Origin of the sequence: Acinetobacter tjernbergiae DSM 14971 = CIP 107465 (genome assembly GCF_000374425.1) — a bacterium.
Taxonomy (GTDB): Bacteria; Pseudomonadota; Gammaproteobacteria; order Pseudomonadales; family Moraxellaceae; genus Acinetobacter; species Acinetobacter tjernbergiae.
In genome coordinates this window covers 16314-30582 of the sequence record NZ_KB894364.1, presented here as the reverse complement: position 1 = coordinate 30582, position 14269 = coordinate 16314, and the positions used below count along the sequence as shown (strand labels likewise).

Sequence of the window (14269 nt, the reverse complement as noted above, 5' to 3'; positions counted from 1 at the left end):
GAAACGTTTCTATTTTTTCCACGATACCATCATCGGTCATATTGACGTCATGATTGTTCGGTTTATTTTTGTTGATCAACACTGTGCAAGGATTGCTCCTGCACGTTGTAACGTCTGATCAGTTTTGGCAAAGCAGAATCGAATCAGACGAAGTGATTCAGGGGCTTGTTGATAAAATACGGAAATTGGAATCGCGACAATTTTGTGCTGCTCAGCGAGGAATTGGCACATGTCGACATCATTGAGGTCAGGGCGAATGGCACTGTAATCGAGATTTTGAAAATAGGTACCTTGCGATGGAATGAATTGAAAACGTGAGTTTTGAATTTGGGTATTAAAAAGATCCCGTTTTGCCTGATAAAAATTTGGGAGTTCCTGAACGTGCTCAGGATGCTGCTGCATATAGTGCGCTAGGGCAACTTGGCAAGGTGTGGTGCCGCAGAAATTGGCAAATTGATAAATCTGACGGAACAGATGCATCAAATGCGGAGCCGCAACACAATAGCCAGTTTTCCAACCTGTGACATGATAACTTTTGCCAAAAGAACCAATCACATAACTACGTTCACGTAATTCTGGAAATTGCAGTGCGCTATAGTGCTTTTGCCCGTCAAAAATCAAATGTTCGTAGACTTCATCTGACAGCACCACAATATTTTTATCTTGAATGAGTTCAATCAGTTGGTGCCAGTCTTGTTCTGACCAAATCGCCCCTGTTGGGTTATGCGGTGTATTGACGATAATCATGCGAGTTTTTGCATTGATACAATCTTTGACCTTCTGCCAATTCACCTGAAATGTTGGTGCTTCTAAATGAATATGAACTGATTTTCCCCCTGCTAGTTGTACCGCAGGAGCATAGCTGTCATAGCTCGGGTCAAAAATAATGACTTCATCATCTGCATGAATACAGGCTTGAATCGCACAAAAAATTGCAATGGTTGCGCCAGGGGTAATGGTAATTTCAGTGACAGGATCAAGTTGTAGTTGATCTCGCTGTAAAAATTGCTTTGCCAATTGCTCTCTGAGTGCCAACACACCATCACCCGCAGGGTACTGGTTATAACCTGAAAGCGTGGCTTGGCTCAGCGCTTCAAGCAATGCAGGCGGAGCAGGGAAATCGGGAAAGCCTTGTGATAGATTCAGTGCATTCAGTCGTTGTGCAAGTTCAGTCATCACGCTAAAAATAGTCACGCCTTGGCTTGGGAGTTTTGACTGGAGCTGCAACATTGTAGTTAACCTAATTCCATTTTATTTTGAGGTGATTGTATCTATAAAAAGGGGCTTTTTCCAAATTATCGATCTCTAAATAAAAAGAGATATGCCTCTCTTATTGGTTTAAGGAATGTGTTTCTCATCAAGAGAAATATTGGAATTGTGTCTTAATAAAAACAATATTGACAGAATTGGTCAATTTTGACTTAAAAATATCAAATTAATTGTTAATTTTCAATTATATATGCTATTTAAATTTTGGTTGTTAAGCGATATAATTTATGGATGGTGATTAAAATAAATACAAATTTTTGTGAAATGGGACATTAAGTAATGGACAGTTTCGATCTAAAAATACGCTATCCACATCATATTAATTTAAAAGATGTGGAGCAGCTTGAAGCACTGAATACCATTGGAGTATTAACACACTTTGATAAAATGGGTTGGAAAAAACAATTAAGCCGTTGGTTACAGCTCAATGGTGCAAATCCGACGTTTACAATTACAGATGAAAACAAGGAACGGACGATTGAAATTGTCTTGAATCCTTATGGGTCTGCTCAAGAGCTTAAATTTATCGTGAAGACTAATATTCCAGTGGTTATTGCTAAAAAGCAAATCTTTGGATTAATTACACGTCAGGCAAAAGAAAAGATTCATTTTGATCAACTTTCATTAGTGCAAGTGAAAGCCTATCTAACTGCATTTTTAAAGCAAGATACAGACGCTTTGACTCGTTATTATCAAGAAAGTAAATACATGGTTTGATCTACGAAAAGAAAGTGAAATGACAGATCTCTAAATCTGATGATAGTCGTATTGGGGCTTATTTTATTGCAGTTCAGTGATAAAAAGACGGCAAAACATCACGGTTTTACCGTCCTTAATCATATCACTTACAAAACATTTTCAACAATGGCACGAATCACACCGAGGGCTAAACCAATAAACGCACCCACGATGACGCCATTGACACGGATCATATGCAAATCACCACCCACCTCACTTTCGATTTTGGCAATCATTTCACGCGAATCCCATTCATGAATGCGCTCACTGATATAGCGAATAATCTTATCGCTGTATTGCTCACTGAAATTGGTTGCTAAGCCGACCATTTTCTCATTCAAGACTTGGCGCACTTTTTCATTTTGAATCAAGCTTTCACCCAACTGTTGAATCGCGACTTGTAAGTTGGTGGCAATGCCTGAATCTTCTTGCATTAAATCAGTTTTAATCGCATCGCATAAAATTGCCACTGCACCACTGATAAAGTTCAGCACTTGTGGGCTATCGAGCAGCGCATCTTTTCCACTGTTTAAACGTTGACTGGCATCACTGTCTGTATCTGCCAGTTGTAACATCAGTGCATGCGTAGTTGCTTCAATGTCTTGTCGCCATGGATGTTCAGGGTTGGCTAACATTGATTCAACTTTTTCGATCAATGAATCAATGGTACGTTGTTGTACATCAATTCCGATCCAACTTGCGCCTTTGGCAAGCTTCCAAACACCTAATTCTTGGAACAGTTTACGGGAAAGATCACGTGCTTCTTCAGGATGAGAGACCATCCATTCATGCGCAAGATCCAGCCCACGTTGTAGCACATCTTGATGGAAATCATTTTCCAAAACAGCACGTAACATTTCACTGGCGAGTTTATTGACTTTAGTACTGCGAACCCATTGCACACTATTATTTTGTACGAAATGGGCAATTTGATCTTGGCTTACAAATTCAAAGATCTTCGGTACAGTGTGCTGAATCATCTGCACCACTTGCTTATTGTTTTTTTGATTGGCTAACCATTGACCCACTGCCAAGCTGATGTCGGTATTTTGTAAACTGCGTTCAACGATCTGTGGTGATAAAAAATTTTCTTGTACAAAGCGTCCCATAGATTCAGCAATACGTGCTTTATTTCGGGGAATAATTTCGGTGTGGTCACGCAATAGTTTGGGTAACGGCATTTTCCCGAAAGGGTTGCGAAAGAGTACAGTTACCGCATACCAATCGGCTAATCCACCGACCACGCCTGCTTCTGCACCGAGCATCAAGATGTGGATGACCCATTTATATTCAGGTAGAAAATGTGCCACGACCATTAATGCAATCCATGCCACCACAGCAATAATCAATGCCATTGTGGCGAAGTATTTACTTCTTTGTAGACTCGGTACGTGAATTTCTTCGACTGAATTCATTAAGTCATCCTTATCAATTTACTTTTTGTTTTGAGGTGGTGCAGGGGGTTGCAACACGTCTCCTGTTGGACTTAAGCCATATTTCTGCCCTAATGATTGCAAAATGAGTTGTGCATCAAAAGCATCAGGGGATTGCTGTTGTGTCTGAAAACACTCAATAGTATACGACACTTGGATTGGATCAAGATTGACCACTTGTGGCATATCATAGAATGGATCGGGCCAAAAGGCAGGGTGACGACGATAGTAGCCATATGGGTAATACGATGGGGTGGAGTAAATCACGGCTTGGCGTTGCGTTTTATGTCGTGCGTTACTTGGGTCATCGACCACGGTAAAATAATGGAAACCATTCTTTATCGTGGTTTGTGCAGCTTTGAGTAAAGTAATTTCCTCTGCTGTACCATAACTCAAATTATTATCTGCTTGGAAACCAATACGGTAAGTTTTGTTATTTAATGGATAAGCGGTGAATTGACCCAGTTGATCGAAGGTTTTGGGTTTAGATGGAACGGTTGCACAGCCTGTGAATGTCAATGCAACAAGGAGGGGCGTGTAGATCAATAAAGCTTTCATCTGCAATTCCTATGGTCAAAGTCGTGGGAGATGCGCGACTTAAAAGCTGCTATTCGGTTGTGTTAAAAACGCTAGTTCTTCGGGGGTTGAGACGCGCCCTAATAGTGCATTGCGATGTGGGTAGCGTCCAAAACGGTCGATAATGACTTTATGTTTTTTCTCGAAATTTAAGTTAATTTCGTTGCCCAAGCGTTGAAATAGTTTCAAGGCAAACTCATGTATCAGCTTAGATTCACTATGCATAAATGGCATATACAAAAATGCACGTTGTTCAGGGCTAAGTTGAGCATCGAGTTGTAAGCTAATCGCTTCTTGAGCCAGTATCAACGCCATATTGTCATAGGCAAAGGCGTGTGGCTGATCGCGGTATAAGTTACGAGAAAATTGATCTAATACGATAATTTCAGCTAAACGACCTTCGGGTGTTTGTCGCCAAGACCAAAGCTCTGCTTGGATCGCTTGATGGTGAATTATTTGAAATTGGTCGCGAATTTTTGCATCAAATTCATCACTTTTGGCAAACCAAAGCGAGCGATGCTCAGGGTCAAACCAGAAATTAATAATGTCCTGCGCTTGCATAGTTTAGTATCCATCGGAAGATTTATTTTTTAATAAAATCACAATTTCAGCATGTCTTATGTAATAAGATTGTGATAAAAATTGCCAAACTAAATCAGATGACTAGATCACAATTGTCGTTATAATTGGCGGAATAACCGAGTCGCGACCATTGATGTGGTTGGCTGATCTTAAATAAGCGAGCATATAAATTATGAATCAACCCAGCATACTTTCTTCCTTTGTGATACCGACTTGGGTAGATGCTTCGCTATTAAAAGGAATGTTACGGGGTCTTGAACGCGAAAGTTTACGTATGCAAAGCAATGGATTTTTATCACAAAAAAATCATCCAGATGCTTTGGGTTCTGCACTGACACATCCGCATATCACGACAGATTATTCAGAAGCGTTGATGGAGTTTATTACCACACCGAAAACAACCATCGCAGCGGCATTAGATGAATTAAGAGATATTCATAGCGTGGTGCATCAGCAGCTAGAACAAGGCGAAAGACTTTGGCCTCTTTCTATGCCGTGTATGTTGGACGACAACGAAGAGAATATCCGATTAGCACAGTACGGTAGATCTCATATTGGTCGCTTTAAAACCTTATATCGTCATGGTTTAGGTGTGCGCTATGGTCGCCGTATGCAAACCATTTCGGGTGTACATTACAATTTATCTTTTCCTGATCAATTGTTTGCAGTATTGCAACAACATGAAACCAAGCCAGAATTAAAACAACTCAGTTTGCAGGATTATCGTAGCCACCGTTATTTTGGTTTGATTCGAAACTTTATTCGTTTGATCCCTTTAGTGATGTATATGTTGGGTGCAAGCCCATCTGTCTGTCGTTGCTTTTTAACAGGGCGCGAGCATCACTTGCAGCCGTTGGTTAAAGGAACTTTATATTTACCAGAAGCGACTGCATTGCGAATGGGGCGTTTGGGCTATCAAAACTCAGCACAAAAGGAATTGGGCATTCATTACAACGATCTACATGATTATCTCGATGGATTACAAAAAGCGGTGCATACGCCTTATCCTGAGTTTACCGACTTAGGTCTCAATGATGCGCAGGGTGAACCTATTCAGATCAATGATCATGTGCTTCAAATCGAAAATGAATACTACAGTCTAGTTCGTCCGAAGCAAGTGCCACAAGCGGGTGAAACCCCATCACAAGCATTGAAAAATCGTGGTGTGGGCTACGTGGAATTACGTGCAGTCGATGTCAATCCCTATAGTGCGATTGGGATTGATGAAATCTCGGCAGGTTTCCTTGAAAGTTTAGCATTGTATTGCTTATTACAAGACAGTCCTGATTTGTTTGCAGAAGAACAGGAGCAAATTGATCATAATCAAACTGAAGTGGTCAATCGCGGACGTGCAGCAGATGCCAAAATTCAAGATGGTCAAACCACAGTTTCACTTCAGGATTGGGCACAACGTCATTTAAATGCGATTCAAGACTGTGCCATTTTGTTAGATCAAATGGATGGTTCAGCGTTATATCGTGAGGCAATCCAAGTAATGCAACAGCGTTTGGATCATGTTGAAAATACGCTTTCAGCACACGTGATTAAAGACACTTTGGATAATGGTGGGACATGGAGCTTTGGCAGTGTCATGGCCCAACAGCATGTCAATCGTTATGAGCAACATCAGTTAAGTGCAGAAAGAGAACAATATTTTGCAGAATTAGCGCAAACATCGTTGCAAAAACAGGTGCAACTTGAACAAGATAACGACATGAGTTTTGAACAATATCTTGCACAATATCGCTAAAATTTTAGAGGGCTTCCCATGCGATGGAATTACCGCTTAGTTAGTGCATTACTGGTACTGACAAGTATTATTGGTATCTCATTTGCGTTGTATTTAGAACATGTACAAGGTTTGGAGCCTTGTCCATTGTGTGTTTTTCAACGTATTGGCTTGATTGGAATGGGATTTATTGCTTTAGTGGCATTTATCCATAATCCGATTTCAAATGGTTTTAAGCGTTTTTATGCATTGTTGGCGACGCTATCGATTGGTTGGTCCGTTGGAGTTGCAACCCGTCATGTTTGGCTACAGCATTTACCACCCGATAAAGTACCAAGTTGCGGCCCTGGCTTGGATTATTTGGTCGATGCATTACCCATGAAAGCGGTATTCCAAGAAGTGCTTTCGGGTTCAGGGGAATGTGCTGCAATTGATTGGACGTTCTTAGGTCAATCCTTGCCAGTATGGTCGTTGCTTTATTTCAGCCTGATCTTATTGGTTTGTTTATGGCAGCTTTTTAGAAATTATAAGGTCGCTAAATAAGAAAAAAAGCCAACGTGAGTTGGCTTTTTTTTCGCATGAAGAATACGGATTAGGTTTCTACAATGCCATCTAAGTCATCAAAAGTATAATTATTCGGGACGTTGATCAGATGTGTCTGAATACCTTCTTCAACCACTTCATCGGCTTCAGGGTATAACCAACGGGTAATCTGCTCTGCCACACTAGAATGGTACTGAATTTCAAAATGATTCAGTCCATAGAAGACAGCTTTATGCGTATCAGGTAGTTTTAATTGAAAACGTGGGTTCGGATGTTCTCCTAAGGCACTTTTTACACTGACCAAATAATCGCCAATGACAGAGAGTGCTTTATTGCGCAACTTCTCAAATTCTAAAGTACCTGCAATCAAGAAGGTATTGATATGTGAGGGCAATGGTGCAGGTTTACGATTGTCATCAGCAAAGCCAATCCGCGCATTATTATGTTCCCAATCATCATCTCGAACACTGCCATGACGCAAATCTAAAATGCCATTACTGCGAATGTTGACCAGCTGACCAATTAAGCTAATTAACGGGAAAGCGCCAAGTTTATCTTGCAAAATAAAGCCAAAACGTTCTAGCACCGCACCATGATGTGGCGAACCAATACAGACTAAATTCTCAACCATATGTACCCACTGATAGAGATTTTGTTTGCCATAAAATAGAGCGCTGCGAGAAACCAAGCCACCCATACTATGCCCAATCAAATCGATACTGGTGATTCGTGGATTCCGTTGAACTAAATCCTCAAGTACATTGGCATAACTACGGCCATTGGCTGAAATACGTCGCCCCGTATTGTAATTGAGGTACAACATGGTGTTGTTATCACGTTGTGCCAGTAAACGTTCGCCAATTCCACCATAGCGATGATTTGACCATGTGAGGTGATTCATACATAAGCCATGCGCTAGAATGACGACACGCCCTGTGAGCTCACCTTGTTGCAGTGATCCATAGTGATCATAAAGTACCATTGGTAATGCAAGTGGATTATGTTGCTTTAAGAAAAAATCTCCAAAAATCCCGTTTAATGCACCAACGGCAAAATGTAAGGTTGGCGTAAGTGGTTTATCGTGTAGGACTGGAAATTTTTCAATAATACGGCGTAAATTAGGCGCAAGAAAACTGCTGCCGTATTTCTGGAGTGAATCATAAGAAAATTGATAAAACTTTTGTAATTGTGGATGCTTTTGTAATTTCTTGGCTTTTTGTGCACTTAAACCGAGTGTCGTCCTTAACACTTCAGTTTGTACCAATTGCACCAATTCGTGTACTCCACTTAAACTCGTGCTGACAACTTGTGCCAAACCTTCCAAAACATCTGCCTGACTAGGGGGTGTACTGTCCCATTTGCAGTAGGTTTCATGCAGAGGTGTTAAACTTGGCATATTGATTTCCCCATCCTTGATATATACCGAAGGTTTGAAGTAATTGACTTAATATTATTTAGATAAACTACAACAAACGCTTACATCTTATGTGTTTCATAAGTAATTTTTTTAGAATACTGATGAACGGAGTGCAGTATCGTTTTTTGTGTCTGACAATATTAAGCTTAAATGTAATTTATATTGTTATTTGTTTATCTGTTAATCAAAATAATGTGATTTATTTCACTATAAGTCAAGCTCTCGACCATAATGGTGCGTATGCAAATTATCTATTTACATGGTTTTCGAAGTGGCCCGATGTCTAAAAAGGGGCAACAGTTGAAACAATATTGTGCAAACTACCATCTAGCACAGGTACATTTACCTGACTTAAATCAGCCACCAGCGCAAGTCATTCAGCAACTCTCTCAACTTATCAAAAATTTATCACACGATAAAGTTGTTTTAGTGGGAAGCAGTTTAGGTGGTTTCTATACGACATATCTCGTCGCAAAATATGCTTGTGCTGCTGTACTGATTAATCCTGCTATGCAACCATGGCAATTATTCGAAGATTTATTTGGAATTGAACAAATCCCGCTCAAAGTCACGGAATCCTGGACGCTTGATGCTGATCAATTGCAGCAATTACAATCAATTGCTGAGACGAAGTTACAGCATGCTGATAAAATTCTCGTACTATTGCAACAAGGCGACGAAGTCTTGGATTATCGTCAGGCACAACGTTATTATAGTGCGACACATCCATCTTCATTGATTTTAACCGACGCTGGTGGTAATCATGCAATGGATGATTTTGAAGAAAAATTACCCTTCATACTCGAATTTTTATCGACAGCCATCTAATAAGGAAGTCAGACCCAGTGACACAATACACGGCACAATCCCTTGAAGTTCTTTCTGGTTTAGATCCTGTTCGTCGTCGTCCCGGTATGTATACCGATACTTCACGCCCAAACCATTTGGCGCAAGAGGTGATTGATAATGCGGTTGATGAAGCACTTGCAGGACATGCCAATCAAATTTGTGTCACCGTGTATGAAGATGGTTCATTATCTGTAGAAGACAATGGGCGTGGTATGCCTGTCGATATTCATCCTGAATATGGGCAGAGTGGTATTGAAATTATTTTGACCAAGTTACATGCAGGCGGAAAATTCAGTACCGATAATTATCAGTTCTCAGGCGGTTTGCATGGTGTCGGGATCTCCGTTGTGAATGCGTTATCAACACGTGTTGAGGTTGCGGTACAACGTCAGGGTAATCTGTATCAGATGGCGTTTGAGCAAGGTGAGCCGGTTGCACCTTTGTCGGTCTTGGAAGGTAAAGTGGCGAAACGTGCCACAGGAACAACGGTGCGTTTTTGGCCTGAAACCAAATACTTTGATAGTCCCAAATTTGCACTCAAAGCACTGAAACATAATTTAAAAGCCAAAGCCGTCTTAGCAGCGGGCTTAAAAATTATCTATGACGATAAAATCAATAAAGAAAAGATTGAATGGCAGTTTGAAAATGGTCTGGTCGACTATTTAATGGATGAGCTAGAAAATCGAGAAATTTTACCTGATCCTGCTTTTGTCAGTAGCGGGCAAGCGGATCGGGCTGCCTGTGAATTTGCAATTTGTTGGAATGTTGAAGGTGGCGAACAAATTCAAGAAAGTTACGTCAATTTGATTCCAACCGCGCAAGGTGGAACGCATGTGAATGGTTTACGTTCGGGTGTCACAGAGGCTTTACGTGAATTTTGTGAATTACGTAATTTATTGCCACGGAACATGAAACTTTCAGCCGAAGATGTCTGGGATGGTGTCAATTTTATTTTATCGCTGAAATTTCAAGAGCCTCAATTCTCAGGGCAAACCAAAGAACGTTTATCTAGTCGTGAAGCCTCTAATATTGTGCTGAATATTGCCAAAGATGCCTTTGCCTTATGGTTAAACCAACATGCTGAGATTGCAACGCAGTTAGCTGAAATGGCAATTGCCAAAGCTGGACGTCGCTTAAAAGCAGCAAAAAAAGTGGAACGTAAAAAGATTGTCTCAGGGCCTGCATTACCTGGAAAACTTGCTGATTGTGTGGGCTTGACTCGTGAAGACAGCGAATTATTTATTGTCGAAGGGGACTCTGCGGGCGGAAGTGCCAAGCAAGCGCGTGACAAAAATTTCCAAGCGATTATGCCGATTCGAGGCAAAATTCTAAATACATGGGAAGTTTCTTCGGATGAAGTATTGGCTTCGCAAGAAGTACATGACATCGCGATTGCCATTGGGGTTGATCCGGGCAGTGATGATCTGTCTGAATTGCGTTATGGCAAAGTCTGTATCCTTGCCGATGCGGACTCGGATGGTTTGCATATTGCGACCTTACTTTGTGCGCTATTTGTGAAACATTTCCCTGCTTTGGTTGAAGATGGTCATCTGTTTGTCGCAATGCCACCACTGTATCGTATTGATATTGGTAAAGATGTACATTATGCGCTTGATGATGATGAGCTAGAGACGATTCTGAAAAAAGTGAAAGGGAATAAGAATCCACAAATCACTCGATTTAAAGGATTGGGTGAGATGAATGCCAGCCAATTGCGTGAAACCACGATGGATCCGAACACACGCCGTTTGGTGCAATTGGATTTGGATGATGCACATTTTACCGCAGGTTTGTTGGATAAACTGCTCGCCAAAAAACGTTCTGCTGACCGTAAATCATGGTTAGAGCAAAAAGGTAATTTAGCGGATATAGTCGTTTAATTCTTTTCAATAAAAAGATAAAAAGCCAAGCTTATGCTTGGCTTTTTTATTGAAAAAAAAACCATTCTTGATGAAAAAATCTGCATCATTTTAGTTCATCTCGTTCTTTTTGTATGCAATGTTGTATACAAGATTGAATTCTTATTCATCCGATTTGATAAATATTAAAATAAAACAATGGTTTAAATTATTGGCATAGAAATTGAATAACTCCACTCAGTAAAAATCACAATATCAACCTGTGGAGAACAAAGATGCAAAATAAATTGATGTCGATGTCTGTACTTATGGCAGCGATGATGGGGATAGGACTGGTCGGCTGTTCAAAACCGACAGAAAAAGTAGAACAAACAAAAACTGAAACTAAAGCGGCACCTGCGGCAAGTGGCGATACGATTAAGGTGGGGATTTTACATTCACTTTCGGGCACGATGGCGATTTCTGAGACATCTCTGAAAGATACTGCATTGATGACCATCAATGAAATCAATGCCAATGGTGGGGTGATGGGTAAAAAACTTGAACCCGTCATTGTTGACCCAGCCTCAGATTGGCCACTATTTGCTGAAAAAGCACGTCAGTTAATTACTCAGGACAAAGTTGCGGTTATTTTCGGTTGCTGGACGTCAGTATCACGTAAGTCGGTTCTTCCTGTGGTCGAAGAATTGAATGGTTTATTGTTCTATCCAGTGCAATATGAAGGTCAGGAACAATCAAAAAATATTTTCTATACAGGTGCAGCGCCGAATCAACAAGCCATTCCTGCCGTTGAATATTTAATGGGAGATGAGGGTGGTAAAGCACAACGTTTTGTTTTACTCGGCACAGATTATGTCTACCCGCGAACAACCAATAAAATCTTACGTGCATTCTTAAAGTCTAAAGGGATTGCCGATGCAGACATCATGGAAGAGTACACGCCATTTGGTCATAGCAACTATCAAACCATTGTTTCCAATATCAAGAAATTCTCTGCAAGTAAAAAGACTGCGGTGATTTCAACTATCAATGGCGATTCCAACGTTCCTTTCTATCGTGAGTTAGGCAACCAAGGTATTAAAGCTGCTGATATTCCAGTGATGGCTTTCTCAGTGGGCGAGGAAGAATTACGTGGGATTGATACCAAACCATTGGTTGGACATTTAGCTTCATGGAACTATTTCATGTCGGTGAAGAATCCGAAAAATACCGAATTTGTAAATAAATTCAAACAGTATGCAGTGGAGTACAAACTTCCAAATGCAGACAAAGTTGTGACCAACGATCCGATGGAAGCGACCTATGTGGGTATCAATATGTGGAAACAAGCAGTTGAAAAAGCAGGTACAACGGACGTTGATAAAGTTCGTGATGCGATGGCGGGTCAAACTTTCGCAGCACCATCGGGTTATACCCTCAAAATGGATGAAACCAATCACCATTTACATAAACCTGTGATGATCGGACAAATCCGTGGTGATGGTCAATTTGATGTGGTTTATAAAACACCACAAACCATCAAAGCTGAGCCTTGGAGCCCATATATTCCTAAATAATTTTCTCACGCAACCTGCTGCCTAGGTAGCGGGTTTTTCTTAGTTTTTAGTTTTGATTAATTGGTTTAAATAGAAAATATAAGGGGAGTCTTATGGCGAAACACTATGTTTTGGCACTGCTCTGCATCATGGCACAGATCATTTTTAATCCTGCATGGGCAGAAGTTACTTCACCAACAACAGTGACGTCTACAACTTCTCAGGATGCCATCCAGACTTTTGTTAAATCCGATTTTACTGCTCGTCGTACCATGTTGAATCAATGGCCAGCGAGTATTGAGCAACTGGATCAATTGGTCGCATATATTGATCAAAATGAGTTATATACCGATAGTTCAGGTCATACTTACATTTTAAAAAACGATGAAAAATTATTAAGTTATCCGCAATTGCAAGCCATCGACATTTGGCCATCTGATTTATCGCAAGTGACTTTGGTCAATACCTTGCGTAAGGCACTTAATTTTGGACAAGCCAAAGTTAAATTGAGTTCTGATGATGCATCACAACGTTTAGCTGCGGTGGATATTTTAGAAAATAACTTGGATGAGCTCGATGTAGCAACGATTAAGCAACTTTATCTCAATGAAAAAAGTGAAGCGGTTAAAGCACGTTTGGCACAACTGAAAGCTCGTTTAGATTTTAATAGTTCAGATGAATTCACCAAGAGCGAAGCGGTAAAAATTTTGGCAGATTCGAATCGCCCAGATGTATATGCTTTAATCACACAAAGCTTAGAGCAACCGCAGAGCAATCCAGCACTCAAGACAGCTTTGATTGAAGCACAAAATAAAATTAAAACCCGTTTACAAATCAGTGAGTGGTCAGGACATGTCTTTTCGGGTCTCAGTACTGCCAGTATTTTACTGTTAGCAGCGCTTGGTCTGGCAATCACATATGGTTTACTTGGTGTTATCAATATGGCACATGGTGAACTCATCATGATTGGTGCTTATACCACTTACGTGATTCAAAGTTTTTTTAAAACGCACTTTGCAGGCTTAGTCGATTGGTATTTATTGGCTGCGATTCCTGCTGCATTTCTGGTGAGTGCGCTGATCGGCATGTTGATTGAACGCACAGTGATTCGCCCGTTATATGGCCGCCAACTGGAAACATTATTGGCAACCTTTGGTGTGAGTTTAATCTTGATGCAATCGGTTCGCATGATCTTTGGCGCACAGAACGTTGAAGTGTCGAATGTCGCATGGCTCAGTGGTGGTATTGCCCTGACGCCAAGCCTAATGTTGCCGTATAACCGTATTGCGATTATTGGCTTTACCGTGGCGGTATTACTACTTTTAGTTTTCTTATTAAATAAAACCCGTTTCGGATTATTTGTCCGCGCTGTGACACAAAACCGTCAAATGGCGCGTGCTGTGGGTATCCGATCTGCACGTATCGACATGATGGCATTTGGCTTAGGTTCAGGCTTGGCTGGATTGGCAGGTTGTGCGTTGGCACAAGTCGGTAATGTCGGCCCAGACCTCGGACAAAACTACATCATCGATGCTTTCCTTGTTGTTGTCGTTGGTGGTGTCGGTCAAGTATGGGGTGCGGTACTTGCAGCCTTAGGCTTAGGGATTAGTGGTACAGTTTTGGAGATTGGCTTAGGTGCGGTTTTAGCAAAAATTATTCTCTTAGTTCTTGTGATTTTGTTTATCCAAAAGCGTCCACAAGGTTTGTTTGCCATCAAAGGTCGTTTCGTGGAGTAAGCC

12 protein-coding genes are annotated in these 14269 nt (G+C 40.8%); 7 read left to right on the top strand and 5 right to left on the bottom strand.

Features of this window, described 5'->3' with window-relative positions:
• Positions 1-75 precede the first annotated feature (75 nt).
• Complete coding sequence (locus tag C502_RS0110100; protein WP_018678705.1) at positions 76-1230, bottom strand: methionine aminotransferase; 1155 nt, start codon at positions 1228-1230, stop codon at positions 76-78.
• Positions 1231-1548: 318 nt separating this feature from the next.
• On the opposite strand from C502_RS0110100, the gene C502_RS0110095 reads away from it, so the two are divergent.
• Positions 1549-1986 (top strand): hypothetical protein, encoded by a 438-nt coding sequence (locus tag C502_RS0110095; RefSeq protein ID WP_018678704.1) that lies wholly within the window; start codon positions 1549-1551, stop codon positions 1984-1986.
• 128 nt (positions 1987-2114) lie between these two features.
• Here C502_RS0110095 and C502_RS0110090 read toward each other — a convergent pair whose 3' ends face one another.
• Genes C502_RS0110090 through C502_RS0110080 form a run of 3 tightly spaced genes read right to left on the bottom strand, consistent with a single transcriptional unit; the run spans position 2115 to position 4577 of the window.
• Entirely contained in the window at positions 2115-3422 is a 1308-nt protein-coding gene (locus tag C502_RS0110090; protein ID WP_018678703.1) for a DUF445 domain-containing protein, read from the bottom strand.
• 18 nt (positions 3423-3440) lie between these two features.
• A complete protein-coding gene (locus C502_RS0110085) occupies positions 3441-3998 on the bottom strand; it encodes a CC0125/CC1285 family lipoprotein (protein ID WP_018678702.1) in 558 nt (185 codons plus the stop codon).
• A gap of 39 nt (positions 3999-4037) precedes the next feature.
• Positions 4038-4577: a DUF924 family protein gene (locus C502_RS0110080; protein WP_018678701.1), complete on the bottom strand. Its 540-nt coding sequence runs from the start codon at positions 4575-4577 to the stop codon at positions 4038-4040.
• 193 nt (positions 4578-4770) lie between these two features.
• Here C502_RS0110080 and gshA point away from each other — a divergent pair, with 193 nt between their 5' ends.
• The gene (gene gshA, locus C502_RS0110075; RefSeq protein WP_023274796.1) at positions 4771-6348 is read left to right on the top strand and encodes a glutamate--cysteine ligase; all 1578 of its coding nucleotides are present in this window, start codon (positions 4771-4773) and stop codon (positions 6346-6348) included.
• Between the two features lie 18 nt (positions 6349-6366).
• Entirely contained in the window at positions 6367-6870 is a 504-nt protein-coding gene (locus C502_RS0110070; RefSeq protein WP_018678699.1) for a disulfide bond formation protein B, read from the top strand.
• A gap of 49 nt (positions 6871-6919) precedes the next feature.
• On the opposite strand, the gene C502_RS0110065 is transcribed toward C502_RS0110070, so the two are convergent.
• Positions 6920-8266, bottom strand: a complete 1347-nt coding sequence (locus C502_RS0110065) for a PGAP1-like alpha/beta domain-containing protein (RefSeq protein ID WP_018678698.1) — start codon at positions 8264-8266, stop codon at positions 6920-6922.
• Positions 8267-8527: 261 nt separating this feature from the next.
• Here C502_RS0110065 and C502_RS0110060 point away from each other — a divergent pair, with 261 nt between their 5' ends.
• From C502_RS0110060 to urtB, 4 genes are all read left to right on the top strand, one after another.
• Positions 8528-9115, top strand: a complete 588-nt coding sequence (locus C502_RS0110060; protein WP_026315778.1) for a YqiA/YcfP family alpha/beta fold hydrolase — start codon at positions 8528-8530, stop codon at positions 9113-9115.
• Between the two features lie 17 nt (positions 9116-9132).
• Positions 9133-11016, top strand: a complete 1884-nt coding sequence (gene parE / locus C502_RS0110055) for a DNA topoisomerase IV subunit B (RefSeq protein ID WP_018678696.1) — start codon at positions 9133-9135, stop codon at positions 11014-11016.
• Positions 11017-11270: 254 nt separating this feature from the next.
• The gene (urtA, locus tag C502_RS0110050; protein ID WP_018678695.1) at positions 11271-12551 is read left to right on the top strand and encodes an urea ABC transporter substrate-binding protein; all 1281 of its coding nucleotides are present in this window, start codon (positions 11271-11273) and stop codon (positions 12549-12551) included.
• A 92-nt stretch (positions 12552-12643) separates the two neighbouring features.
• Complete coding sequence (gene urtB, locus C502_RS0110045) at positions 12644-14266, top strand: urea ABC transporter permease subunit UrtB (RefSeq protein ID WP_018678694.1); 1623 nt, start codon at positions 12644-12646, stop codon at positions 14264-14266.
• The last annotated feature ends 3 nt before the right edge of the window (positions 14267-14269 follow it).

Excerpts from the sequence above, each read along its gene's own strand:
- urtA (WP_018678695.1), top strand. The coding sequence starts at position 11,271 with ATGCAAAATAAATTGATGTCGATGTCTGTACTTATGGCAGCGATGATG.
- C502_RS0110090 (WP_018678703.1), bottom strand. The coding sequence starts at position 3,422 with ATGAATTCAGTCGAAGAAATTCACGTACCGAGTCTACAAAGAAGTAAA.
- urtB (WP_018678694.1), top strand. The coding sequence starts at position 12,644 with ATGGCGAAACACTATGTTTTGGCACTGCTCTGCATCATGGCACAGATC.
- gshA (WP_023274796.1), top strand. The coding sequence starts at position 4,771 with ATGAATCAACCCAGCATACTTTCTTCCTTTGTGATACCGACTTGGGTA.
- C502_RS0110085 (WP_018678702.1), bottom strand. The coding sequence starts at position 3,998 with ATGAAAGCTTTATTGATCTACACGCCCCTCCTTGTTGCATTGACATTC.
- C502_RS0110095 (WP_018678704.1), top strand. The coding sequence starts at position 1,549 with ATGGACAGTTTCGATCTAAAAATACGCTATCCACATCATATTAATTTA.
- C502_RS0110060 (WP_026315778.1), top strand. The coding sequence starts at position 8,528 with ATGCAAATTATCTATTTACATGGTTTTCGAAGTGGCCCGATGTCTAAA.
- C502_RS0110080 (WP_018678701.1), bottom strand. The coding sequence starts at position 4,577 with ATGCAAGCGCAGGACATTATTAATTTCTGGTTTGACCCTGAGCATCGC.
- C502_RS0110100 (WP_018678705.1), bottom strand. The coding sequence starts at position 1,230 with ATGTTGCAGCTCCAGTCAAAACTCCCAAGCCAAGGCGTGACTATTTTT.
- C502_RS0110070 (WP_018678699.1), top strand. The coding sequence starts at position 6,367 with ATGCGATGGAATTACCGCTTAGTTAGTGCATTACTGGTACTGACAAGT.
- C502_RS0110065 (WP_018678698.1), bottom strand. The coding sequence starts at position 8,266 with ATGCCAAGTTTAACACCTCTGCATGAAACCTACTGCAAATGGGACAGT.